A 24,970-nucleotide genomic window follows, 5' to 3' on the forward strand; every position below is an offset into this window, starting at 1 on the left:
GCCACGCGCACACCCAGTTGCTGCAACTCTTTGAAAATCACCTGCGCGAGTTCGGTATTCTCAATCATCACGGTCTCGGTGATTTCCACCTCTAAGTAGCGTGTCGGAACGCCGGACTGGACAATGACCTTTTTCAAACTGTCAAAAAAGCCCGGATGCTTTAAGCTCTTCGCGGAAATATTCACTCCCACCACCCCAGTTTCGACGCCGTCATCTAACCACTTTCTCTTGGCTTGCAGCGCTTTGCGCATCACCAACAAATCAAGCAAGCAAATCAAACCGGTGGATTCGGCCACGGGAATAAAATCATTGGGGTACAACCGCCCTTTGGTGGGATGGTTCCAACGCACTAAGGCTTCAACGCCGACCACTTTCTCATCGTTCAACTGCCATTTGGGCAGAAAGTGCAGCTCGAATTCATCACGCTCAATCGCTTTATTGAGATCGCTCTCGGTCTCTTTTTGCGACATCGCAATGCGGTTGAGCTCTTTGGAGTAAAACTGAAAATTGTTTTTGCCCATCGCTTTGGCGTGATACATGGCGTTGTCCGCGTAGCGTAGCAAGCTGTCTTGCGTCGCACTGTCTTCGGGATAGAGCGAAATGCCAATACTGGCGGACACATTCACCGCCACACCCTCTATGTGAAACGGCTGCTGCAAGGTATCTATCAACTTGGAGGCGATACGGTTGGCAACACTGATTGCGCTATTAACGCTGTTTAAGTGACTCAGCACCACCACAAACTCATCACCGCTGAAGCGCGCAGACAAGTCGGTGATGCGAATGCTGCTCTCAATCCGCTTTGCGACTTGCTCAAGCAAGCGGTCGCCCATCTCATGCCCATAGAGATCGTTGACGTCTTTAAAATGGTCTAAATCGATGAACAGTAAAGCAAACGGCTTTTTCGAGCGGTCCGCGTTGAGGATAGATTGGCCTAGTCGGTCTAAAAACAGCGCTCGGTTTGGCAACCCAGTTAAAGGGTCGAAGTAAGCTCGGTTGTGCAGTTGCTCATTTTTCTCCTCTATTGCGGCTTTGGCTTGCGTGAGAGAGTGGAGCAATTGATCGCGGTTTTTCTCATAGCGGTGCTGCAATCGTATTGAGTAGGCAGCAATCACAATCACCGCAATAATCAGGGTGATGCTGGTTTGCGTGTAATTGGAAATCCCAGACTCATAACTGGCTTTGATCACGCGCTGGATCTCATCCGCTTGGCTGGCAAACTCCAAAAATTGCTCGTCGCGTCCGGCGCTTAAAAACGCATCCGCTCGCTGCGCCTGAATTTTTTGGTAGGTGGATTCCACATGAAGGCGAAATTGCGCCAGCGTTTTGCGAAGCTCAACCAGACGCTCACGTAATTCGTTGTCCGTGACTGGCTCATAATTGCCCATGATACTCTCGCCGCCTTCAAGCAGCGCGACCACATGCCAATCGGCGATTTCTAAGTAGTACCACACTTCCTGAATCGACTGAGCGGTATCGCCCGACATGATCTCATCAAACCAAAGGTAGGCCAGCGTACCGTTGACTTTAATTTCAGCGGCCGCTTCCGCAAGCGGGGACTTTTTCACTAACAGGTGGGTCGCTTGGGTCACCAGCGCCGACGTAAACGTGATCACCAACAAGGCGAGAATGGAAGTAAAAATGAATTTGCGCTTCATAGCATCACACGAACGTTTACCCACGTATTTTGCGGGCAGGAATAAAAACATAGGCGAGTCAGCCTAGTGAAGAAATGTTACATCCCCATGAAAATATTCAGCGTAGTTATTATTGATGAGTGATTGATGAATCTTTAGTGACAGTTCACGTGAAGATATTGAGCTCAAAAGTGCTAGCTCGTATAGTCGCGGTATGTTGATTCTTCCTTTGTGCTCAACCATGACTTTTCGATTGCGTTCGACTGTTCTTGCTTCTGTATGCCTAGCGCTGATGAGTACCACGACACACGGGAAAGATCTGATCAAAATTGAAGGGTCGAGTACCGTTTACCCGATTACCCAAGCCGTCGCCGATCACTTTATGCGTGCCGAGCGGCACAACACCCAAGTGGTAGTAGGTATCACTGGCACAGGTGGCGGATTTCGTAAGTTTTGCCGAGGCCGCACGGATATATCTAACGCCTCTCGCCCGATTAAAGAGAAAGAGCGAGCGCTGTGTGAGATCAACCACATCGACTATATTGAGCTCCCTGTCGCACTCGATGCAATAACCGTGGTGGTGAACAAAGAAAATCAGTGGATCGATGCGCTCTCTCTTGATGAACTGAAAACACTCTGGGAAAGCACCGCTGAACGCACGATAACTCACTGGCAGCAAGTCAATCCGCACTTCCCTGATCGCCCCATCGTCCTGCACGGCCCTGGATCAGACTCAGGCACTTATGACTATTTTGTTGAGGTGGTGCTGGATGGCAAAGCGAGTCGACAAGACTACACCGCAAATGAAGACGATGAAGCCTTAGTCGCCGAAGTGGCCGCCGATCCCAACGCCATGGCGTTTATCGGCTTTGCCTACTATTTGCAAAATCAAGACAAGTTGAAAGCGATCGCCATCTCTCCCTCAGGCGCCAACGCCGTCAAACCCAGTGTCGAGAACGTAATTATGGGGCGATATACCGCACTTTCCCGCCCTCTGTTTATTTACGTGAACAAACAGGCGCTAGAGAAACGGCCATCATTGAAACGCTTTGTCGATAGTTATATCGACAGAGACAACATCAACAAAGTCGTCTCCCATTCTGGCTACATTCCTCTCTCCAACGATCGCTATGACGCGGCGCGTTTTATTCTCAACTCTAGCCGCTCTGGCTCGGTCTCGATGCCCAAATAAGGGCCCTTATGTTGTGACTGCACACCATCGCGATTAACGCACATTTTGGTGGCCAGAGAAAAAGTGGTGCACAGGCCCATGTCCTTGACCAACAGAGAGTTCGTCGGCATGCGCAATGGCTTGTGAGATGTATTGCTTAGCCAAATGGACCGCTTTGTGCAGCCGATACCCTTGGGCAAGATAGGACGCAATGGCCGATGACAACGTACAGCCCGTACCATGAGTATTATGAGTGGCGACTCGCTTAGCGCGAATCAATTCACTGCCACTCCTTTCAATCAGCAGATCGTTGCTGCTTTCGCCCTCTAAATGCCCGCCCTTAAGAAGCACTGTTTTGGCGCCCAAGGCGCGCAGGGCGTCAATCATCGATCCCATCTCTTCTTCCGATGTCGGCGTTGCTCGCCCAGTCAGCGCCGCCGCCTCGGGTAAGTTTGGTGTGATCATATCGGCAAGCGGTAGCAGGTCTTTCTTGAGCGCACCCACCGCACTGGCGTGCAGTAAGCTGTCACCACTGGTGGCCACCATTACCGGGTCCACCACTAGAAACTTGGGCTGATACGACGACAAACTTTGTGCCACGACACGGATGATTTCAGCGTCGGCCAACATGCCAACCTTCACCGCCACGACATTGAGATCGCTCAATACCGCATCGAGCTGCGCTTGAACATGGTCGATAGGGATAGGATGAATGGCGTGAACGCCACAGGTATTTTGCGCGGTAATTGCCGTAATAACGGAGCAGGCGTAACTGCCTGTTGCACTGATCGCTTTGATGTCGGCTTGGATGCCCGCGCCGCCGCCACTGTCGGAGCCAGCGATGGTTAGGACAATCGGAGTTTGAGGGTCATAAAATGCGGTTTGGTTCATCGGTGTTCCTCACGCACGCGTCAGGAACTGTGTGCAGAGCGCGTTGGCCAAGCACAACACATAACGGGCGAGATTGTGGCGACCCCACGACACCGCGTTATGAATAGTTCCCTACGTCAGTGCTAACTGAATCAGGTTCAACGGGTCTCGCGATGCGATCTCAGCCCTCCTTCTATGCTTCTACGACAGGCTCGTTAATCAAGCTATCGTTATGACTCGAGCAGAAGGAACGCTCCCCGACTATGTCGCCAACCTTAACCCTGTGATAGCGCAGATGCAACCTATTCAGATCACTTAAATAACCCGAGTGAATCGAGGAGTGGGCGATACGAACGCGACGTTTGGCACACAGAACATTATCGTTTACTCTTAATTTTATAAATTTTCGTTATTGATTTGACGGTTATGCTCAATCCACTCTGGCTCAAAACGTTTCAAACCTTGGTCGAGACCGGCCACTTTACTCATACCGCAGAAAAGCTGTTCATGACTCAGCCCGGTGTCAGCCAGCACATCAAAAAGCTCGAACAGGCTTGCGGCTACCCACTGATTGCGCGTCACAACAAGAGCTTTGAAGTAACGGAACAAGGCAGACAGGTCTATCAATACGCAAAGCAGCGCGCCAAACAAGAAACAGACCTGATTGCTTCGTTATCTCAGGACGACGCGCATCGCGGTGAGGTGTCGGTCTCTTGCTCTGGCGCGTTGGCGCAGCTTATCTACCCGCATCTGCTCGATTTACAGTGTGAATTTGCACAACTGGTCGTCAAGCTGGAAGTCGCCCCCAACCGTAAGATCATCGACGATTTGGCTGAGGGGCGCGCCGATTTGGGCCTTGTCACTCACATCCCGCTCGACCCGAGAATCGAAGCGCAAGAGATAGGTCAAGAAACCATGTGTTTGATTGTGCCGGCAAACGTCGACGAGCCTATTACCCCTGAACTTCTCCTTGAGCTCGGCTTAATTCGCCATCCCGACGCCGAGCACTATCTCTCGCTCTACTTTTCGCAGTGTGGCGACAAAGCGCTGGCGGGGATTGATATTCGCGCCCTGCGCACCTCGGGCTACATCAACCAACTCAGCCAAATTCTTCTGCCAGTTGCCAAAGGGCTCGGTTTTACGGTGCTGCCACACAGCGCATTCAGCTCTTTCACCTTGCGCGATCAACTTGCTGTTCATCAGCCAAAGAAAACCGTCGTCGAGACCCTGTATTTGGTGAGCAAGAAACAAAGAGCGTGGCCAGCCCGTTTTCATACGGTGGTGGATAAGTTGACGGACGTGATCTCGCTATAACGCAACGCACTGCCATAGCCAAAATTTTCGATAGGCTTGAAACGCAAAATGGAGCCCAAGGCTCCATTTTTGCTGCTGCTTCAACGCTCATTATCGTCGTTATTTGAGGTCATGCCTCTAAGACGTCTTCGCCAGCGAGTTCAGAAATAATCAGTAGATCGGACTCATCCAGTTTAAGCCCCAGCATAGGGAGACCATGCTGAGCACTCCAACAACATAAGAAGACCACACAACCTAATGCTACCCAAAGTAGTGATACCATAGCCTAACCTCCTCCTCAGTTATCATCACCGTACTTAATAACCTAAAGGTGCCACTTCTCTCATCAGAAGGCGCTCAGATAGACTTTATTCTTTTTACGTTGGGGCGTCTGCACCAATAGAAATGGGTTAGATTCGCCGGGTCAATCGCTCAATGTCGTATTGTTATCTGGAGTTTATTCGGATTAGAACACCTTAAGGTTATGCTGAGTACTCTTTCAATATAGGGATTGCGATTGTGAAGCGCAACACTCTTTGCGGTGAACACACGAAACCTTGACGTTTTTTATGCGAGCGATCGCATAAATATGCCAATGTGGATATCGGCAATAAAAAATGGGCGCTCGTGGCGCCCATCTTGATGCGAATGATTGTTGATGCAAACAGTGAGACAGCTTAAGCGCCAATAACGCCGCCATCTTCACGGGTAATGGCAACGATGGTGGAGCGAGGCTTGCTGTCACCACCACCAGGGTAGTGAGAAGGCGCACCTTTCTCGCCCGGATGCTGAACACCCACAAACATGGTTTTGTAGTCGGCGGAGAAGGTCAGCCCCGTGATCTCACAAGCAATTGGCCCCGTCAAGAAACGTCGCACTTCACCAGTATTAGGATCGCCGCACAACATTTGGTTGTTCCCTTGACCTGCAAAATCGCCCTGATTTGAGTAGTTTCCGTCCGTTTGAATCCACAAACGACCGGCTTTATCAAAGCCGATACCATCCGGGCTATTAAACATGTTGTCGGCGTTGATGTTGTCACTACCCGCGTAGAGCGAATCTTTGTGCACCGTTGGGTTGCCAGCAATCAGGTACAAATCCCAATCAAACTCTGCTTGGGTGTGATCGCCCGAGGTCGGTACCCAGCGAACAATTTGTCCGTAGTGGTTCTCAGCGCGAGGGTTAGGACCACCGACAGGTTGGCCCTCTTTTACGCCGCGGTTTTTGTTATTGGTGAGGGTACAGAACACGTGTTGGTTGTCTGGGTGCACCGCCACCCACTCTGGGCGATCCATCGTAGTCGCGCCAACTTGAGTCGCAGCGCGACGTGCAAAAATCATCACCTCGGCTTGATCGTTAAAACCGTTCTCTTTAGTCAGACCATTTTTGCCATAAGTCAGTTCAATCCACTGCCCCTTGCCTTTCAACTCGTTGTCGTCCATCTCGAACTTGGCGACATACAAGGTGCCCTCTTCAAGCAAGTTGCGATTGGCAGCATCATTGCCCGGTTGGTAGCGATCGCGAGAGACAAATTTGTAAATGTGCTCCCCACGCTCATCATCACCTAGGTACACCACGACATGACCATCATCGTTGATCAACAGTGCCGCATTCTCGTGCTTAAATCGCCCGAGTGCAGTGCGCTTAAGCGGCGTCGACGTCGGATCGTTTGGATCGATCTCCACAACCCAACCAAAACGGTGTGGCTCATTCGGATGCTTAGCGACATCGAAACGCTCATCGGTGTCATGCCACTGGTAACTGCTCTTCGCTGCTTTGATTCCGTAACGTTTATGATCGTCGCTCAACTCTGCCGTCGTACTGGTGCCAAAATAGCCGTGGAAGTTCTCTTCACAGGTTAAGTATGTGCCCCAAGGCGTTTGACCGTTGGCGCAGTTATTAAAGGTGCCGAGTGGCGCTAAGCCTGAAGGATCCAATTTGGTTTTCATCAACGCATGACCCGCCGCTGGGCCTGTCAGGCGCATTTCTGTGTTAGCGGTAATACGGCGGTTGCGTTTCCCTGCTTTATCCACTTTCCACTCTCCGCCGGATTTGACGATTTCGAACACCGTCACACCGTGTGCCGCTTGCGCTTTTAATACGTCGTCCGCCGTCATCGCTTTACCGCCATGTTCGAACAAGTATTCGTAATTGGTGTATTCGTTGTTCACCGCAATAACAGCGCGATCGTCACTGATAGGGAATAGGCTCATCCCGTCGGTGTTGTCACCAAACTGACGCGCCTGCGCGGCTGAATCTTGCTTACCGCTTTGATCAAACTCTGGCGCATCAGCAAAAATAGGATCACCCCAAGAGAGAAGCGGCGTGGCTTTATAACCTTTAGGTACGATGATCGCATCTTTTGTCGAGGCTGGCACTGCTTCGAAGTTGAGCAAACGACTATCACTTGATGCCGCTATCGCTTTCGCGATCGGGTTGAGGGAAAGAAACGCCCCTGCACTGACGGCAGCGGTTCCGGCTAAGAAACGACGACGAGATAGTCGCGCTTCGATCATCTGGCTGAATTGTGAATCCTGTTCATCACGATCCCACATTGCTGACTCCTTGCTGAGTTATCATTATATAAGCGAGCAAATGTTAGGCGAGCAAGGTTACACATCAGTTAAGGTTTTGTTTAACAAATACAAAGTAAAGATGATGCTTTTACTTCGATTACATGACAAGACCAATAAATGGCGATCTCAGTCACATGTAAATTAGAAATTACGCCAATTTCGCGAAAAATTTGTGATCAAAACACTGGTGTTTCGCGCATTTCGCCGCTAAATTGAAATTGTTCATGAGGAACTAGATTCACATCTGCTCAATGAAGAGCATGGTATTTAACGTGAGGGATTATCATGAAGAAAATGAGAAAAGCACAATTGCATCGTGTTCGTATTCAATACTGGAAAGATTCGAACAAAAACACGAACAGCAAACCTCAATAACTGTGCAACCCCAACAAAGCTGGCTTAACCGCCAGCTTTAGTAGTTTTATAGGCCCCCGTTTTTCACCCACTTGAGCATTACGCTGCTCTATGATGACTGGGAAACAGTGACGCCAAGCCATTCACCACACCCAATGTCTCTTTCGAATAAATGTGCTTGTCTTTGTAACCGACAAATTGCACTAAGCGCACCTTGCCTGAAAGCAGAACTTGGCGTAACACTCGATTGACCATCTGCACTTCGATCAACGTATCGGATTCCAACCGCGTCACGGGCTGTAAGCTGGCGAGATCAATATTGATCACCACGTCATCACAATGTGACAAGTAGTGGCTCAACTGCTGCTTCACAGTAAAACGAGAGCGAAAGTGGCACTCGTTGACGGACAACCAATCACAGCCGAGATCTTCTGCATAATCAAGCAGCTTCGGATCTTGATTGTCCGAATCCACGCCAAGGCAGAACAAGCGGCTTTGCTGACTGCGCTGCAAGACAAAATGAAACAGCGAGCCTTTCTCAGGCTCTAGAGTCGGTTTGATATCCAAGCTGCGGCTGATATGGATAAACCCCAACTCTCTGCCTTGACTCGCCACCATCGGCAGCGCATGCAGTAAGCTTTCACCGTCATTGGCAAAGAGCACAGGTAAACTGGCCGACTCCATCAACGCAGCAACGGTATCAAGCAAGTGATGTTTGGCCGCTTGTTGGAGATTGAAATGACCGCCATAGCCAATATTGGTCGAGACTTTGTCCGCCAGCCAATCGTAGAGCTCTTCCAAGCTCTGGTTGGCCATATCAAACTCCACTTGGCTCATCGGTTTGATCTGTTCACTGACACTGAGCAAGGTGAGTTTGTCGCAACAGAGCCCAGTAATACTGTGTAGCTTGCGCCGTTGAAATAGCCTAAACATATCCTTTACCTTTCAGGAGGCAGAGCTCTCGCTGCCTGCAATACATGAAGTACAATTTTTTGCTCGTTCATCTCAACGCGATGAGCCGGTGCCATTACCGACACAGCGCCAACAAGTTTGCTACCCTTTAACACCGGCGCGCTGATACCAGACACCCCGGGATCAATTTCAGAGGTACTGACCGCGTACCCCTGGGTTCGAATCGCGTCCAATTTGGTCTGCCAAGCGTCCCATTGCGACTCTTGGCCAAAGTAACGCAAGATTTTCTCGCAGCGCGCACTCGGCATATACGCCAACATCACTTTCGATGAAGCGCCATGCAGCAGCGGCTGACTCTGCCCTTCGACATAACTGCACCTAAGCGCTTGCATGCTCTCTTTTCGGCTGACGCACAGTGCACGATAACCAACAGGCACCATGTAAGCCGCCATTTCGCCCGTCTGCTTTTGTAAGCGTCTGAGCACCGCGGACACTGACTCCAGCTCACTTTGACTCGATTGGTAACTGCGCATCAACATCAAAGCCGCCGGACCGATGATCAAGGTTTTGTCGTGCGTACTCTCTTCAATCAGGTTCCACTCTTTCAACATTTTGAGGTGGCGATACAAACTGCTCAGTGGTTTCCCGAGCTGATGACTCAAGATTTTGGCGGTCACCGGCTCATCGTTGACCGCCACCTGCATGAGCAGTTGTAAGATTTTCTCGTTCACTTGGCCGCTGCCGTTTTTCATGGTCAATTCTTTTCTAACTGGGTCATAGAGTGAGTTCAAATTATATTCTTACAAGTCGAGAATAGTGAGCACAAAGAGCACCTACATTTTCACTGAGTGATAAAAAGCACGCCCTACGCAACCCATTCAAACCATCAATAAAACTTTACTTAACGGTAAAGTTAAAATAATCTATGTTGCATAATCATCTCGAGCCGCCCAGCGGCCATCTCGTTTTGGGATCAACGACCACAAGGTTTAGGGATAACATGAAGCCTCTAGCACTCACCCTCAGCGTTCTGTTTGGCGCGGCGGCCACTCTCAGTGTCACCTGCCAACTGTCTAACGCCAGCGAACGTTATCAATCCAACGCGTATCAAGTTCAGTTGCCGATAGAGAAGCAAGCGATCCGGCTCGAGAAGCTCTCCGGTGAATTCCAAGCGTCTGAATACACGAAGATTCTGTCGGATCAGGAAGGCAAGATTACCAATGTCTTGGTCAACGATGGTGCGGTGGTTAAAAAGGGCACGCCGCTGTTTGAATTTAATACCACCTTCGCTCGTTTAGCGGTTCAAGCCGCCCAAGAGGAATACCAACGCGCGCTCGACAATATCCTTGATTTAACGAAATCCGGCGTGACGCGCGGTGAACGACTCGACGGCGCTCGGCAAGCCATTGACGCGACGAGAAAGAATCTTCTTGTCGCCCAAGAAGCGCTCGTCGATACCACCATCGTCGCGCCCTTTTCAGGCAAAGTGGGGCAAATTCTGGTCAGTGCCGGGAACTTCGTCACCAAAGGTCAGGAGTTAACAGAGTTGATCGCCGTCTCTGATGTGGAGCTCCATTTCAGTGCGCCGAATGACGTGCTCTACCCCTACCTAACGACACTGAGTGATCCCGCAGCGCACACGCCACCGACAGTGTCGGTAAAAAATGCCAACGGTCAATTTATTGATGGCACGCTCAGTTTTGTCGACAGCAAAACCACCGAACAAGCCCAGACTCTCTCCGCCTATGCCACCTTTACTAATTCTGATAATCAGTTGCTAGTGGGAAGTAAAACCGAACTCTACCTCAACGCCATAGAACGTCAGGCGACCCTGTTTGTCCCTAAACAGGCGGTGCATACCAAAGAGACCCAAAGCTTTGTCTATGTCCTTGATGGGGATAAGAAAGTGCTAGAAGTGCCGGTCGCGCCGCTGATAGTCAAATCTGAGATAGAGGGCTATCTCGCAGTCACCGGCTTAGAGGCCAACCATTTTGTGGTCAACGATCCTTACGCGTATGAGCTAGTCGGGCGCAAGATTGAGCCCATTGTGAATCTGGTTGAAGGGCTAAACCAAATCCTTAGCCGCGGATAATCTCGGCAATCGAGTGTCGCAATGTTGAGTCAGCTCTCAACTCTCAGCGACGGGCATACTGGTAGGACCATGCTTATGGTAGCGTTAACACAATGACCACATGGAAGAAATTAGAACACTGCTCTGACCTTTGTATGGATAAAAGAAGTCAACGAAGCGAAAAAACTCGGCAGAATATTATTCAGGCAGCAATGGAGTGCTACCAGGATTTTGGTGTGCAAGGTGCCTCGCTTGAAGCTGTCGCCAAATGCGCTGGCACGTCAAAGCCCACCATCTATGCCCATTACGGCTCGAAAGAGAAGCTCTATCAGAATGTCGTCGAACACATTTTGCACCAAGAGCAAGAGACGCAAAAACTGCCGCCTTTTGATCCGACCCGTAGCATTAAATCTCAGCTGTTTGATATTTTCGATCAGCAGTTGGATTTTGTCTTAAGCAGCGAGCGCCGCCGCCTGCTGGTGGCCATCACGATTGAAGCCATGTGTCATGGCAGTTGTCATCTCAACGATCTTGAACAGATCAAAACTTGCCCAATGGAGCATTGGCTAAGCGACGCCATGGCTCACAACACACTGCCGCAGCAAAACGCGCGCGAACTCGCGACGAATCTACTGGCGTTAGTGAAAGGTCGCACCTTCTACCCCACATTTCTTGGAATGAATGACGATAATATCGAGCAGCGCCGAGCCAACCTTCACTCCGCGTTGGATTTCTTCCTCCAGACGCAGCAAGCACAATAAGAGGCGCAGCAGCGCCCCTTGTTTCTATGTTTGTGTGCTTATGTGTTTATGTGCTTCTCAGTCGCTCAATCTTCTAAGCGGTCCGTGCTAAGGATGCCCAATACTACGGCATCCTGCTGACTTCATCACTCTTGAGTCAAGAGCGCCTGCCCATTGGTTTTGATGACCTCTTGATACCAATAGAAGCTCTTTTTGCGCAGGCGCATCAAGGTACCCGAGCCGTCATCGTGGCGATCGACATAGATATAGCCATAGCGCTTGCTCATCTCTGCGGTAGAGTTCGCGACTAAGTCAATTGGCCCCCAGCTGGTAAAGCCCATTAGCTCGACGCCATCTAGTATCGCCTCATGCGCTTGCACCAAATGATCACGCAGGTACGCGATACGGTAGTCGTCGATCACCTCACCTTCGTCAGTCACGGTATCACGCGCACCGAGACCATTCTCAACGATAAACAGTGGCTTTTGGTAGCGATCGTGGAGGAAGTTGAGCAGAATGCGCAATCCTTTAGGGTCAATCAACCAGCCCCACTGACTCTTTTCCAGATACGGATTTGGGACACTGTCGACGATATTGCCCACCTCTTTTTGCTTCGGATCGGCACTCGCACACCCACTGGCGTAATAACTGAAGGAAATAAAGTCGACACTCGCCGCCGCTAGGGTTTCGATGTCCCCTGCTTCCATCTCGATGGTGATTCCGTTATCACGGAAATAACGCAACATATAACCTGGGTACTTACCGCGGGTCTGCACATCGCCAAAGAAGAGCCACTTATTGTTCTCATCCATCGCCGCCAAAACGTCATCAGGATTACAGGTGTAGGGGTAGTTAATCGCGCCGAGCAGCATGTTGCCGATTTTCGCGTCAGGGATGATGTCATGACAGAGCTGCACAGCTTTGGCGTTGGCCACTAGCTGATGGTGGATCGCTTGGTAGATCGCCTGTTCGCTCGCATCTTCTTGAAGTCCAACCCCAGTAAACGGCGCATGCAACGACATATTGATTTCATTAAAGGTAAGCCAAAGCTTCACTTTCTCCTTGTAGCGCGTAAATACGCTGCGCGCATAGCGCTCAAAGAAGGTAATCACTTCTCGGCTACCCCACCCGCCGTAATTTTCCACTAGGGCGTAAGGCATTTCGTAGTGTGAAAGCGTGACAAACGGTGTCATCCCGTGGGCGGCCAATTCGTCAAATAGTCGGTCATAGTAGGCGAGCCCTTCTTCACACGGCTCGGTTTCATCGCCTTGCGGAAAGATACGCGTCCAAGCAATGGATAGACGAAGGCAGTTGAACCCCATCTCCTCAAACAAAGCGATGTCTTCTGGATAACGATGATAAAAATCGATGGCAAGATCTTTGATCCCCTCAGTACGCGCTTCGCGGGTCTGATGTGGGTTTAAGATCCCTTTTGGCAGCATATCAGCGGTGGAAAGCCCTTTGCCACCAGTGAGGTAAGCGCCCTCTACCTGGTTAGCCGCAATGGCTCCGCCCCAAAGAAAATCGGATGGAAAGGTCATAGTTCATTCTCTTTATTTATGATTCTGACTTGAGTGTACTCGAACCATTAGGCACTAAATAAGGTTAGATATTTATCAGGATATTTCCCATTTTTAGGCCAGAGCGCAACGACAAAAATCGGCAAAATCTAAATGATAGATCGGTATTTTCAAGCTATTACGAGACCTATCCGACACATCTTTTTCCACAGAAATACTATGCTTATAGGGTAAACAATGACGTAAGAGGGCGTGGTTATGAAATACAAACATATCCTAGTTGCACTAGAGCTGTCTGAAGAGAGTAACGTTCTCATTGAACGCGCCGCGTCTCTCGCTGAGATAGTGGGTGCACAAGTCTCGTTCATCCATATCGATGGCACACATGGGGAAATCTACCCTGATTTGGTCGATATTCAAGCCGATCCTAGCCGTCGACCTTTGAACGAAAACAACAACCAATGGCTAGAGAAGTTTCAAACCGATTCACCTGTCCCGATCAAGCACTTCCTTGTCGGTACCGGCGATCTCAGTGAGAAATTAACGTACACCATTAAAGAACACAGCTTTGATCTGTTGATTTGTGGCCACCATCAGGACTTTTGGAGCAAAATTGTCTCCTACTCCCGCCACCTCATCAATAAGTCACCGATTGATATCCTCGTGGTGCCAATCACAAGCTAACTGAGATAGCCGCCCTAGGCGGCTATCTTTTTTACAGCTCGGTCAAACGACGAATAACGCGATCGGGCTCAACTCCCCACGGATCAAAAGGCACATCCACGCTGCGCTGCAACCAGACGGTTTTAATACCGGCTGATTGCGCACCCAGCACGTCAAACGGATTGCTCGAGACTAAATAGGTGTCGTTGTCTTGGGTGACCGACAGAAGATGCTGATAGACAGATGGGTTGGGCTTAAAGGTTTTGACCTTTTCACAGCTGATTATCTGCGCAAACTCGTCCCGAATGCCCGCGCGGCGCAGCAACGTCTCAACACTGTGTTGTTCACCATTAGAAAAAGCGACCAGCCGATGCCCTTTCGCTACCAGTGAGGCTAGGCTTTCTTGGACATCATCAAAACAGGGCAAGCGAAGATAGAGGTCGAGAAGCTGCGCTTTCTGCTCTGGCGACAAGATTGTTTGATGGGCGGCGCATGTGTAATCCAGCGCTTGTTCGGTGCAGGTTGAAAACGGCACATACTCGTTCATCAACCCGCGTCGAAACGCGTATTCGAGCTGCTTATTTCGCCAAGTCACACTCATGGTCTGCCCCAGCCCCGGACGCCACGCTTCCAGTTGAGTCGCCACAAAATGTGTGTCAATCAAAGTGCCATAGACATCAAACGCATAAGTCTTCGTCATTGTTGCCATATCCATTGTGGAGAGTGTCTTACTATCGTAGACAATGGTGAACGAGTGTTCAATAATAGGACACCCATTCTGAACGAAAGAAGCGATTAAGCGAATGACCGACTCGATAACAGAAACCCTCGCCAGTTTCACCTCTATCGAACAGGCATTGGATTATTTTGAGATAGGCTATGACCGCACGTTTATCGAGCAGAATCGTACCGAGTTGGTGAAGCGGTTTGGGGGTAATCTTATTTTACAAAAGCCTGATGATTGGTTTTCAGCGCGACGTGCGCTAAAAAATGCTTATTGTAAAGTACAGCGCAGCAAGCTGGATAAACACACTCGCTCGGCCTGCCGCGGCTGCACATCTTGTGAACGTCGTTAGGCTTCTTGTTCGATATCCTCTTCTTCGAACATAGATGAGCATTTGATTTCAAACTGATTGAACGAGAAGATGCTAGGGCCGTGGACGCGCTTAGTGATCACTTTCTCTTCCCCATATTGCACCGTAACATGGGTGAACACCTTACCTTTTACCTCTATGGTGTTGTCTTCAAGTGCAGAGGTCAATTCCGCTTCATTGCCATCACGGGCACGTTTGACTTTCTCAAGGTGTGCGTTGCTCTCTCGTTTGAGCGTTTCTACCTCTTCTTCTTGCTCTGGCGTCCGTTGAGATTTCGGAATTTTTTTCAACTCCAGCTCTTTACGCACCACCGCCATGGTCGCTTCTTGTGCTTGAGTATATTGTTCTTTGAGCTTGGCTTGGCGATCTTTGTACATCTGAAAGCGCGCAAACGCCTGAACATGTGTCGCGGTGTCGCCTTCCACACCCAGCTCGACGCAGGTGATTTTTCCACCCACCTTGGCACTGCCGCCGCTTAAGGTGCCGTGTTTTTCGCTGCTATCGGCGACAACCAGGTGGCGACCACAGCGAATGGCGTTGTTCATACTGTGGACATTGAGAATAATATCTTGTCCAGCTTGTAACTCACTGAACTGTGCATAATTGGCCTTTATGCTGCCGCCCGACTTCACCACACAGCTCTTTTCTTCGCCTTCAGAGACATTGTGACCAATGATGCCTTTGGCAACTTCAATGTCACCTTGCGCTTGAACATCCGCCGATTCAATAAATCCACCCACCGTGAGTGATCCGGTTGCCCGAACGACCATATCCGATTCAATGTTGCCAAACACCACCACGTTGCCTTTGAATTTAACATGACCCGTCGCCACACCTATGGTCGGTAAGCAGAGTGCATCTTCCACTTCCACGCTGCGCTCTTTGAGCACCGGCATACCGGATACCTCAGCCAGCAATACATTGGGATTGTTGGGATTCACTTTCGTGCCTTTGCCCGCTTTGAGCATGGCATCGTTACCAGGCTTAGGCGGAATCACCTTACCTTGTACTGTCATACCTGGTGTCCCTTTCGTCGCAGGTACACGTTTCATAAGGGGATCATTTGCTGAGACGGTGATGGTCTCGCCTAAGTTGAGCATGTCCACTTTGCCCCCATCTTGATCTGATTCTTTGGGAGCGAGCACTTGTCTAGCAGGGTCTTTGACTAAAGGAACAAACTTGGCGTCTTTGCCTTGGATGGGATTTTTGCCTTTGGCGACAGGTTGAGTGAAGGTTTCACCGGGTTTGAGTTGATGGCTCATCACCAACACTTTTTTCAGTGCGAGCTTATTGATGCCTTTAGTGACATGGGATTGCGCCAAGGCATGCACGATTTGCGGTCCTTTCAGAGGTTGGCCTTTGTAAGCGCCGGTCACCACCATACTGGCCAGCATGTCGTGTTCTGAGAGCACCACTTCCACCGTCGCGTCACGCACTTCAGCGATAGGAAAGCCCACATACGCTTCACTTTTCGCTTCTCTCGCACACTTGATAAAGCGGTTCACCGCCTCTTCCATCAGATAAAAATCACTGGCGCCAATATTGGCTAACGCGGAATCTAATCCACGCGTATCGAAATTTCCATCCACACTGATGTCTGGCAATAGCTTCGCGACCACTCCCTGCTCATCTTCTGACAGAGATACTAACTTGTCCCACATAACTGACCTGCTTAACCCACTTAACCTGTCCAGTCTATTCAATTTGATACTGACACAGTATGGAATGTGTGACAAATTCAGGCATAGGTCACTGAACTTTTGTTGTAGAAACGTCCATCAACGCTATTTACAGTGTAAAGTTTACCAGTTCCGTTTATCGGCCCATCTTATGGTTGAGTGCGCCATCCACTCATTGGGTGGATAATCAGTCGGTCGCGATGCTTCTCTTCAGGCTTCTCTGCGCATCATGCGGAAAGCGGAAAATGGTGCGGCGCGTTTAATGAATAGATCGCGGTCACTTTGCGCCCTTGTTCGCTATATTGCAGCGAGTCACACAGTTCTGTGGCGAGAACGATACCTCGGCCATAGGTGTGTCCGTCTTGAACTTGCTGGCGTTTTTCGTAGTCAAATCCCTCGCCGTTATGAAGCAAAATCATGGTGACCTTCTCACTGTCAGGCTGATAATCGAGCTCAAGTTTGACCCAGGCACTGTCTTCAAGCTGCTTGAGTTTATCCTCTCGCTGCTGGTAATAGGTAAAAAAGCCGTCGGGGTCATCTTTTACCGAGGAATCAAGCTTGAGCAAACCATGCTCGATGGCATTAGAAAAGAGCTCAGAGGCCACCGAACAAATCAGATCCAGATGTGGACCACCCGATAACATTCCCTGTAAAAATTGCCTAACTTCGGCCATTACCGACAGGTGACGCAACTTATGGCCGTCAAATTGCAGACTGGCATGTATCGGCACTTGACGTCTCTGCTGCTCTACCGTTTGACAAGCCTCTTCTTCCGCTACAGTAATGGGGAAATGCATGGTCAAAATGGATAAATCGTCACGCACCTCTTGATTGCTAAAGGCTTGTACCGCTTCATACAGCGTTGGGATGACCGCGCGCTGACCTGTGAAACAGGCCTCAAGGCGCTTGGCGCCAAACTGTTCATTGTTGGGGCTGGCGGCTTCAATCACGCCATCGGTGTAGCAAACGATCTGCTGATCAGGCTCCAGTTTGTAGTGCACAATGTCGGCTTCAAACTTGTGCGGCTCAAGCACGCCCAACGGCATGTGGCTTGAGACTAAACGGCTGACAATCTCGCCTCCAGGATCGACAATATACCCATCAGGCAAACCGCCGCCCCACCAAGAGACTTCAAAGCCATTGGCTCTTACTTCAAACACGCTGGCGGCAAGCATCATTCCCATCGGAAGGAAACGCACCAACACTTCGTTGATTTCGGTAACAATTTCCCCGAGCGGTAATCCTTTCGCCGCCATCGTAAAGAATGCGCGCGTCGCAGGTAGCGCGGAGATCGCCGCCGGTAAGCCGTGTCCTGTGGCGTCAGCGATCATCACATAGACACCACCGTGTGGCCGCTTTGCAAGAACAATTAAATCACCGTTAAAGATGGTTGAGGGGGTCGACAAATAATGGATGCCGTACACATTGCTGACCTGGCGGCTCATCTCTTGAGCGAGATTGGCAAAAATCGACTCGGCAATCGAATAGTCGTACCGTACTTGTTCATGGAACTGGCTCAGTTCATCACGCTGCTGCATCACTTCATTGTGCATTTTGACAATCCGATAGTGCGCTTGCACTTTGGCAATGAGGACATTGCGCTCCACCGGTTTGAGGATAAAGTCATCACCAAAGGCGAGGCAGCGCTCAAAAGAGGCGCGATCATCCAAAGCGGTTAAGAAAATGATCGGAATGTGGACGTTAGGAAAGGCTTCTCTGACTTCTTGCGCGGTAGTGAACCCATCTTTCACCGGCATCATGACATCCAACAAAATCAGATCCGGCATCGAATCCATCTGTTGCATCGCCTCCACCACCCCTTGGCCATTTTCAAACATGGTAATGCGTTCGGTGATGTGATCGAGAATAAAACGACACAGCTCACGGTTGGTGGCGTGGTCATCGATGATCATGACATGCATAGGCAGTCCTTACTCTATCGAGAACTTCTTATCGAAACGGGAAATGGCGAGGATTTTTCGCACCTGTGGCAAGGTGTTAGTGATGCGAATCGCCCCATCGGGCTGCCCAAGATAATTGTGCATGTTTAACAGCATCCCAAGCCCTGCACTGTCGATATAGTCGACTTTGCGTAAATCAATCGTAAACCGATAACTGTGTTTGTCTGTATAGCAGCGCCGAAAATCTTGAACGAGGTTAAACCCAAACGCCCCTTCAATGGTAATGGTCACCTCACGTGAGCCTGAATTCACTGTAGACTTAACCGACATATTGCCCCCTTGGTGGATTAAAACAGCTCAACTTCGCCTTCATCAATGTTTGCTTGCGTTGCCGCCGGTGAACCTCTTTGCTCAACCTGTTCGAGCAATGCGTGCAGTTCACTCGCAAACTCAGCGTCACTGAGGGTGCGTTCTGTCCATGCCAGCGTCAGATCGGCCAGCTGTTGGATAAACGCCACGCTACCTTGCGCGTACTCCCCTTGCTGCGTAATGATGTCAGCAAATTGCAGGGCGCGAATGCCGTTGGCAACCTGAACACTGAGCAGATCACCGCTGTGCTTGATTTTGTGGACTTCTTGTTCAACCGACACATTGAGCTGCTGCACGCCTCGCAACATGTCATCGACTTTTTCTTTCGATTCGATCGCTTCCGTCATATCGATGGAGGCCATCTCCCCAACGGTTTTGTTGGCCTCTTGTACCGTGGCTTGCGCGGTGTTAATTTCGCGCTCAATTTGGTTATTTAGCTCTTCCGCTTTGACCGAAAGGTGGCGTACTTCATCGGCGACGACGGCAAACCCGCGCCCTGCCTCTCCCGCTCGAGCCGCTTCAATCGCCGCATTGAGCGCCAGTAAGTTGGTCTGCTCGGATAACCCGCGCACTTGGTTGAGTAACTTAAACACCGAATCGAGCTTGTCTGACATATCGTGAATGCTGTGCACCGCAGAAATACTTTTTTCCGAGACGATCACTAAGGTGTCCACAAAGTGGCGAATAATGGCTTCGGTTTTCGGTAACACTTGGCTGATGTCATGATCGCTGCCGTGATTACCCAGCAAGGTTTCCACCAACTCACTCGTCACTTGGCTCTGCTCTTCCGCCAGCTTTTGCAATTCAAAATAGCTTTCATTTAAGGTGTCTACTGATTCGTCTACCACGCTGCGTTGATGGCTAAGCGGATCCGATAATTGAGGGATAACACGTTGCAAGATGTGCCCCAACGCCGCTTCCCGAGCAGGGTTAGGATCATCGCTCGAGGGTGCCTGTGAAGACGCAGCGCTCTCTGTTGGCATCGGGCGTGACTTGGCTAAGACAATCCAAGGCACCGCCGCCACGGCGATCATTAAGGCGAGTTGAAGCTGAGACGGCGCATAACTCACCCCCACACCCAACAGCAGCACTTGAATAAGCACCGCGAGCGCGCAGCGTACGCGATGACTCAGTATTCTCTTTTTCTTCATAGGCTCACCAACTGACAAATCTGTTTCGGTATTTTATGCAGCCCGAGAACGTACTCCGCAGCACCCAAATGCACCGCGGCGCCCGGCATTCCCCACACCACTGAGCTCAACTCATCTTGAGCAATGGTCGGCGCGCCTTGCTGCTTCATCTTCAACATGCCTCGCGCACCGTCTTTACCCATACCAGTGAGCAAGATACCGATCGCGTGCTCGCCTAACGTCTCGGCAACGGCATCAAACATGACATCCACAGAGGGTTTGTGGCGATTGATCGCTGGCCTGTCGTCAAGTTCTGCGTACAACTGCCCGCCACGTCGGGTAACGACCAAATGCTTATCGCCGGGGGCTAAATAAGCGCAGCCTGATTTCAGCGCCTCACGAGTCTGGCCAAGTTCTGCCACCTGTATATCCGAGTTCGCGTCGAGCCTGCGCGCAAACGAGGCGGAAAACATCGCGCTAATGTGCTGGGTAATCACTATCGGCGGCAAACCGGCAGGCAAGGTTTTAAGCACCTGATTAACCGCTTCCGTCCCTCCCGTCGAGGCACCGATGGCAATCAACTCAATGTGATTGGTTTGGCGTATAGGATCGAGTTTTTGCGCCTCAGGTGCCACTGTCTCTCGTCCTACGTTAGCGCCTGCGGCGACTTTGATCTTTTCATTCACCAGCTTTTTGTAATTGACCATCTCGGCGGTGTTTTGCACCGCAGGCTTGGGAAAGTAGTCCACCGCCCCGAGTTCCAGTGCCGCCAGCGTCGGCTCTGCGCCGTGCTGCGTTAACGTGGAGATCATCACCACAGGCATCGGCCGTAAACGCATCAGATTTTTTAAGAACTGAACGCCATTCATTTTTGGCATTTCGATATCCAGAGTCAGCACGTCGGGATTGTGTTGTTTGATCAAAGCCCGAGCTTGATACGGATCTTCTGCACTGGCGACCACCTCAAGATCCGGATCGCTGTTGATCAGCTCAGTCAAGATCGCGCGGAATACCGGCGAATCATCGACCACCAATACTCTGATTTTTTTCATATAAACAGCTCCGCGTCATCGCCATTGTCACGTTCGTGCTCCAACTTATAGGCATAGGTCGATTCTTGTTGATGCACCGTATGCACTTCACTAAAGGGCACCCGTTTCAGCCACACTTTTCCAATCGAGGGATCAAAGAGTATCTTTCTTGGCTCCATTCCCCCAAGATCTTGCGCCACCACATCCAATTGCTCGCGCTCAACATAACTCAGAATAAAACTGACGTTTTTCTCCCCTATCATCGATTCTTTGCCGAGCATTTGCGCCCCACCAAACAGTTTAACCACCAAGCGATGCCGACGGGCACCCAAACCAATCAGTTGATTGATCAACATTTCCATCGCATAACAACCGTAGCGAGAAGCACTCGAATCCAACGCGCTCGGCTGCCAAGATTTGATTTGGCTGCGATTCTCAAAAGGCAGGAGAAAGTGATTCATGCCGCCGATACGTGTGACGGGATCCCACATGCAGGCTGAGATGCATGACCCTAGACCAGTCACAATCAACTCGTCACTCGCCTCACTGCAATAAACGCCGCCGGGGTACACTTTGACAAAGTGCTTTTCTCGGATAGGGTGATAAAACCGACTAACATGACAAGCCCCATTTTGCGGGTCGACGTTCAGGCCGTGGTATGGCGTCATAACCGCTTCCTACTTTTTGACATAAATTGTGTGACCGAGGTGATGAAAGCAATCCACTCCATCAGGTAAGCTCTCCGAGTGGCCTAAAAACAGAACCCCATCAGGGGATAGCTGTTGATAAAAGCGTTTGAGCAATCGCGCCTGCGTTTTTTTGTCGAAATAGATCATCACGTTACGGCAGAATATGACATCAAAGCTCGCTGTAAATGGCCAAGCTTCAAGCAAGTTGAGTGGTGAAAACTGTACGTGATCCATCAGTCGCTGTTTGACTTTGATCTGGCCGCTTTGGCGTCCCACACCTCGAACAAAGTTCCCCTTTAGATAGTGCTTAGGAATAGAGTTGAGTGCCTCATCACTGTAAATGCCAAGTTGCGCCTTCTCGAGTACCGCAGTATCTAGGTCTGTCGCAACAATCACGACTTCGTCCAACTGACCTTTGCGTTCAAATGCCGCAAGTGAAGTGGCAATGCTGTAGGGCTCCTCACCACTAGAGCAGCCCGCGGACCACACCGCGACCTGCTTTTTGCCTTGCTCTTGCCACTGACGACTGAGTACCTGCTCCAAAAATTCAAAATGGTGGTATTCACGGAAAAACGACGTTTTATTGGTCGTCAAACAATTGATAAAAGTGACTCGCTCCTGGCGGTCATTCTCAATCAACGGGCGATACTCTCTAAAGCGGCGCAGCCCCAATCGGCGCAACTGACGACTGACGCGGCCATAGACCATAGCGCGCTTCTGATCCGAGAGAAAAATGCCCACGTGTTTATGCATAAACCATTGGATAAAGTGAAAATCTTTATCCGTAAGCTCAAACTCTTGCTCGGGTAGTGTCAATTCCGTGTTCAAAATTCTTCCCATTCGTCGCCTTCCTCTTCCACCTTAAATGCCGTGTTGCTGGCTTTGTTGGTGCGAATCTCTCTGACGTTATTTTCGTTAGGGGCTTTGTTGCTGCGCGAATCAAAGCTGGCCACTTTGGCGTCGGTCACAAAGAAGTTCATAAGATTGAGCAACTCTTTGCCTTCATCTTTGAGCGATTGGCTGGCGGCTGAGGTTTCTTCAACCAGCGACGCATTCTGCTGTGTCATTTCGTCCATCGTCGCAACGGCTCGATTGATCTCATCAATGCCAGTCGATTGCTCCACACTGGAAGAGGCAATCTGTTCAATCAACTGGTTGACCTTCTCCACCGCTTCGACAATTTCACTGAGTGTGTCGCCAGACTCACCAACTAAGCGTGAACCTTCATCGACTTTCTCCACACTGTCTTTGATAAGGCCCTTGATCTCTTTGGCGGCCGCCGCACTGCGCTGCGCTAGATTGCGCACTTCACCCGCGACAACGGCGAAACCGCGCCCTTGCTCGCCAGCGCGCGCCGCTTCCACCGCTGCATTAAGTGCTAACAAGTTGGTTTGAAACGCAATTTCGTCTATTACGCCAATGATGTCGGAAATCTTTTTACTCGCCGAGTTAATGTCAGCCATCGCAGAAACCGCCTGACCAACCACTTGGCCGCCTTTGGTGGCTTTTTTCGTTGCATCCACGGCTAATTCGTTAACGCCTTTCGCGTTGTCGGCATTTTGTTTCACCGTTGCTGTCATCTGTTCCATGCTCGCCGCGGTTTGCTCGAGATTCGCGGCTTGAGCTTCCACTCGTTGACTCAAATCGTTGTTGCCTTCGGCGATCTCTGATGAGGCGGTAGCAACGCGCGCCGAGGATTGCGTGATCTTATCCACCATATCGCGCAAGTTGAGAATCGAGGTATTGACCGAGTGAGACAATCGACCCAGTTCCCCGTTATTGCTCTCGGGCATCGTCGTATTAAGATTCCCTTTCGCCACTTGGCTCATCACATCAATGCACTGCCCTATCGGTGTCACCATAGTGTCGAGTAGGCTATTAATGCCATCCCCCAACTCTTTCATAAAGCCGCTGTACACACTGGTGTCAATCCGCTCTTGCAGCTCACCGGCGATCGCTTTTTGTATCAAAGACTCGACCTGACGCTGCCCATCTTGTTGTTCGGTAATATCCACCCACTGTAAGGCAGGACCGATGTACTTGCCCTGACCATCTTTCATGGCAATACAGGTCAAATTGAACTCTAGTCCTCCGACCGCAATATTAGAGCTAAATGGCAAGCGGTCAGGGTTAGCAATGATGCTCTTTTGATGGGCGGGGTTTTTATGGAATACATCGATGTTACGCCCAACTAAATTGCTGGCATCAAAGCCGGGAAGTGCTTGCCTTAGCTCCGCTTCACGCGATTTGAGTAAAGTGAGCAAAGCCGGGTTGACGTAAGTAATCACCCCTTCCATATCGGCCATCATTAGATTCGTCGTCATGCCCGCCACCGCAGAGGCGAGGCGCCCAATCTCTTCTTCTTTTGCCCGCTCATCGGTGACATCGCGCCACTCTAGCGTATTGCCAATGTAAGCCCCTTGGGCGTCGTGTATAGCAGCGACGTTCAACTCAATCTTCAAATCACCAATGGTGATATCGGTGCTGTAAGGTAAATTGTTCGGATCGGCCAGCATCTTGCGCTGATGTGCGGGGTTTTGATGAAACTCATCAATACAACGCCCCATAAGCCATTCCGCACTTGCGGTAAATCCAGACCATACCGAGCGCAGCGTCGCCTCATGCTGGCGAAATAAAGTCAGCGTCTCTTTGTTGATGTAGGTGATCAAAAAGTCTCGGTCAATCATCACCATGGCGGTTTGCGCTTGGTCAACAGCGGCTTGGAGTCTCGCAATGTCTTGGCTTATCTGCTCAGACTGCGTGACATCAGACCATTCCAAGGTATTACCAACATACTGCCCTTTGGCATCTATGATGGCGCCGACATTGAGTTCAATCCTCACGTCTTTGACCGAAATGGTCGTGGTGTAAGGTAAATTATTGGGATTGGAAAGAAGTTGGCGCTGGTGGCTTGGGTTAGCGTGGAACGCATCAATACAGAACCCGAGTAACTCATCTTCGTTTGCCTTAAAACCCGGCCACATTGATTGAAACAGCGCTTCATGGTGCTTAAGTAGTTCCAGAGACTTCTGATTGAGATAGGTAATCTTGAAATCACGATCAATCATCATCAGCGCGGTTTGCGCCGCATTCAGTGCAGACATGAGTTGCTCTTTGGAAATGCCGCTCTCTTGCTCCACATCCAGAGTAAAGTCTTGAGTCAACGTGTCTTCCGTCGGGGTTGAAAATTGCTGAGCTTGCTCTGCCTTTCTGTTCCAAAATCCCATACCTGTCCCTCTTCTTGCCATGCTCTATTGTTATCAGTGTTTG

At 50.2% G+C, this 24,970-nt stretch carries 22 protein-coding genes and 1 riboswitch; of the genes, 6 read left to right on the top strand and 16 right to left on the bottom strand.

The window, feature by feature from the left end:
• Window positions 1–1,658, bottom strand: a 1,658-nt coding sequence (locus tag AC6R0L_RS10975) for a putative bifunctional diguanylate cyclase/phosphodiesterase (protein WP_500629165.1), incomplete at its 3' end; no start/stop codon positions are given.
• Window positions 1,659–1,878: 220 nt separating this feature from the next.
• Here AC6R0L_RS10975 and AC6R0L_RS10980 point away from each other — a divergent pair.
• Complete coding sequence (locus AC6R0L_RS10980) at window positions 1,879–2,829, top strand: PstS family phosphate ABC transporter substrate-binding protein (protein WP_500629166.1); 951 nt, start codon at window positions 1,879–1,881, stop codon at window positions 2,827–2,829.
• 33 nt (window positions 2,830–2,862) lie between these two features.
• On the opposite strand, the gene thiD is transcribed toward AC6R0L_RS10980, so the two are convergent.
• Window positions 2,863–3,699 carry a bifunctional hydroxymethylpyrimidine kinase/phosphomethylpyrimidine kinase gene (gene thiD, locus AC6R0L_RS10985; protein ID WP_500629167.1) on the bottom strand — a complete coding sequence of 279 codons (837 nt, stop codon included), beginning with the start codon at window positions 3,697–3,699 and terminating at the stop codon, window positions 2,863–2,865.
• Window positions 3,700–3,790: 91 nt separating this feature from the next.
• Window positions 3,791–3,948: riboswitch (TPP riboswitch) on the bottom strand.
• 156 nt (window positions 3,949–4,104) lie between these two features.
• On the opposite strand from thiD, the gene AC6R0L_RS10990 reads away from it, so the two are divergent.
• Entirely contained in the window at window positions 4,105–4,992 is an 888-nt protein-coding gene (locus AC6R0L_RS10990) for a LysR family transcriptional regulator (RefSeq protein WP_500629168.1), read from the top strand.
• A gap of 109 nt (window positions 4,993–5,101) precedes the next feature.
• On the opposite strand, the gene AC6R0L_RS10995 is transcribed toward AC6R0L_RS10990, so the two are convergent.
• The 4 genes from AC6R0L_RS10995 to AC6R0L_RS11010 form a co-directional block, all read right to left on the bottom strand.
• Complete coding sequence (locus tag AC6R0L_RS10995) at window positions 5,102–5,254, bottom strand: hypothetical protein (protein WP_334553060.1); 153 nt, start codon at window positions 5,252–5,254, stop codon at window positions 5,102–5,104.
• Between the two features lie 394 nt (window positions 5,255–5,648).
• Window positions 5,649–7,526 (bottom strand): PhoX family protein, encoded by a 1,878-nt coding sequence (locus tag AC6R0L_RS11000; protein ID WP_500629169.1) that lies wholly within the window; start codon window positions 7,524–7,526, stop codon window positions 5,649–5,651.
• Between the two features lie 474 nt (window positions 7,527–8,000).
• On the bottom strand, window positions 8,001–8,834 hold the full coding sequence (locus AC6R0L_RS11005) for an arginase (RefSeq protein WP_500629170.1): 834 nt from the start codon (window positions 8,832–8,834) through the stop codon (window positions 8,001–8,003).
• A gap of 5 nt (window positions 8,835–8,839) precedes the next feature.
• Window positions 8,840–9,565, bottom strand: a complete 726-nt coding sequence (locus AC6R0L_RS11010) for an IclR family transcriptional regulator (protein WP_500629171.1) — start codon at window positions 9,563–9,565, stop codon at window positions 8,840–8,842.
• Window positions 9,566–9,813: 248 nt separating this feature from the next.
• Between AC6R0L_RS11010 and AC6R0L_RS11015 the strand changes: the two genes are divergently transcribed.
• Together AC6R0L_RS11015 and AC6R0L_RS11020 are read left to right on the top strand one after the other, a co-directional pair.
• Window positions 9,814–10,905, top strand: coding sequence for an efflux RND transporter periplasmic adaptor subunit (locus tag AC6R0L_RS11015; protein ID WP_500629172.1), 1,092 nt, complete (start codon window positions 9,814–9,816; stop codon window positions 10,903–10,905).
• 134 nt (window positions 10,906–11,039) lie between these two features.
• Window positions 11,040–11,645, top strand: coding sequence for a TetR/AcrR family transcriptional regulator (locus tag AC6R0L_RS11020; protein ID WP_500629173.1), 606 nt, complete (start codon window positions 11,040–11,042; stop codon window positions 11,643–11,645).
• 125 nt (window positions 11,646–11,770) lie between these two features.
• On the opposite strand, the gene AC6R0L_RS11025 is transcribed toward AC6R0L_RS11020, so the two are convergent.
• Window positions 11,771–13,165 carry a glycoside hydrolase family 1 protein gene (locus AC6R0L_RS11025; protein WP_500629174.1) on the bottom strand — a complete coding sequence of 465 codons (1,395 nt, stop codon included), beginning with the start codon at window positions 13,163–13,165 and terminating at the stop codon, window positions 11,771–11,773.
• Between the two features lie 237 nt (window positions 13,166–13,402).
• Between AC6R0L_RS11025 and AC6R0L_RS11030 the strand changes: the two genes are divergently transcribed.
• Window positions 13,403–13,828 (top strand): universal stress protein, encoded by a 426-nt coding sequence (locus AC6R0L_RS11030; RefSeq protein WP_500629175.1) that lies wholly within the window; start codon window positions 13,403–13,405, stop codon window positions 13,826–13,828.
• Window positions 13,829–13,859: 31 nt separating this feature from the next.
• On the opposite strand, the gene AC6R0L_RS11035 is transcribed toward AC6R0L_RS11030, so the two are convergent.
• Complete coding sequence (locus AC6R0L_RS11035) at window positions 13,860–14,507, bottom strand: haloacid dehalogenase type II (protein ID WP_500629176.1); 648 nt, start codon at window positions 14,505–14,507, stop codon at window positions 13,860–13,862.
• Window positions 14,508–14,610: 103 nt separating this feature from the next.
• On the opposite strand from AC6R0L_RS11035, the gene AC6R0L_RS11040 reads away from it, so the two are divergent.
• On the top strand, window positions 14,611–14,883 hold the full coding sequence (locus AC6R0L_RS11040) for a nitrogenase-stabilizing/protective protein NifW (protein WP_487902471.1): 273 nt from the start codon (window positions 14,611–14,613) through the stop codon (window positions 14,881–14,883).
• Here the strand turns inward: AC6R0L_RS11040 and AC6R0L_RS11045 are convergent.
• From AC6R0L_RS11045 to aer2, 8 genes are all read right to left on the bottom strand, one after another.
• On the bottom strand, window positions 14,880–16,562 hold the full coding sequence (locus AC6R0L_RS11045; RefSeq protein ID WP_500629177.1) for a flagellar assembly protein A: 1,683 nt from the start codon (window positions 16,560–16,562) through the stop codon (window positions 14,880–14,882). The genes AC6R0L_RS11040 and AC6R0L_RS11045 overlap by 4 nt on opposite strands.
• A gap of 245 nt (window positions 16,563–16,807) precedes the next feature.
• On the bottom strand, window positions 16,808–18,502 hold the full coding sequence (locus AC6R0L_RS11050) for a SpoIIE family protein phosphatase (protein WP_500629178.1): 1,695 nt from the start codon (window positions 18,500–18,502) through the stop codon (window positions 16,808–16,810).
• Between the two features lie 9 nt (window positions 18,503–18,511).
• Window positions 18,512–18,811 (bottom strand): STAS domain-containing protein, encoded by a 300-nt coding sequence (locus AC6R0L_RS11055; RefSeq protein WP_334553042.1) that lies wholly within the window; start codon window positions 18,809–18,811, stop codon window positions 18,512–18,514.
• A 17-nt stretch (window positions 18,812–18,828) separates the two neighbouring features.
• Window positions 18,829–20,001: a methyl-accepting chemotaxis protein gene (locus AC6R0L_RS11060; RefSeq protein ID WP_500629179.1), complete on the bottom strand. Its 1,173-nt coding sequence runs from the start codon at window positions 19,999–20,001 to the stop codon at window positions 18,829–18,831.
• Window positions 19,998–21,032 carry a protein-glutamate methylesterase/protein-glutamine glutaminase gene (locus tag AC6R0L_RS11065; protein ID WP_500629180.1) on the bottom strand — a complete coding sequence of 345 codons (1,035 nt, stop codon included), beginning with the start codon at window positions 21,030–21,032 and terminating at the stop codon, window positions 19,998–20,000. Before AC6R0L_RS11065 ends, AC6R0L_RS11060 begins: the two co-directional genes overlap by 4 nt.
• On the bottom strand, window positions 21,029–21,679 hold the full coding sequence (locus tag AC6R0L_RS11070) for a chemotaxis protein CheD (RefSeq protein ID WP_500629181.1): 651 nt from the start codon (window positions 21,677–21,679) through the stop codon (window positions 21,029–21,031). The genes AC6R0L_RS11065 and AC6R0L_RS11070 overlap by 4 nt, the downstream gene beginning before the upstream one ends.
• 9 nt (window positions 21,680–21,688) lie before the next feature.
• Window positions 21,689–22,540, bottom strand: coding sequence for a CheR family methyltransferase (locus AC6R0L_RS11075; RefSeq protein WP_500629182.1), 852 nt, complete (start codon window positions 22,538–22,540; stop codon window positions 21,689–21,691).
• The gene (gene aer2 / locus AC6R0L_RS11080) at window positions 22,525–24,927 is read right to left on the bottom strand and encodes an aerotaxis transducer Aer2 (RefSeq protein WP_500629183.1); all 2,403 of its coding nucleotides are present in this window, start codon (window positions 24,925–24,927) and stop codon (window positions 22,525–22,527) included. The genes AC6R0L_RS11075 and aer2 overlap by 16 nt, the downstream gene beginning before the upstream one ends.
• Between the last annotated feature and the right edge of the window lie 43 nt (window positions 24,928–24,970).

The sequence above is a fragment of the Vibrio sp. R15-SG3-ISO1A genome (genome assembly GCF_059833955.1).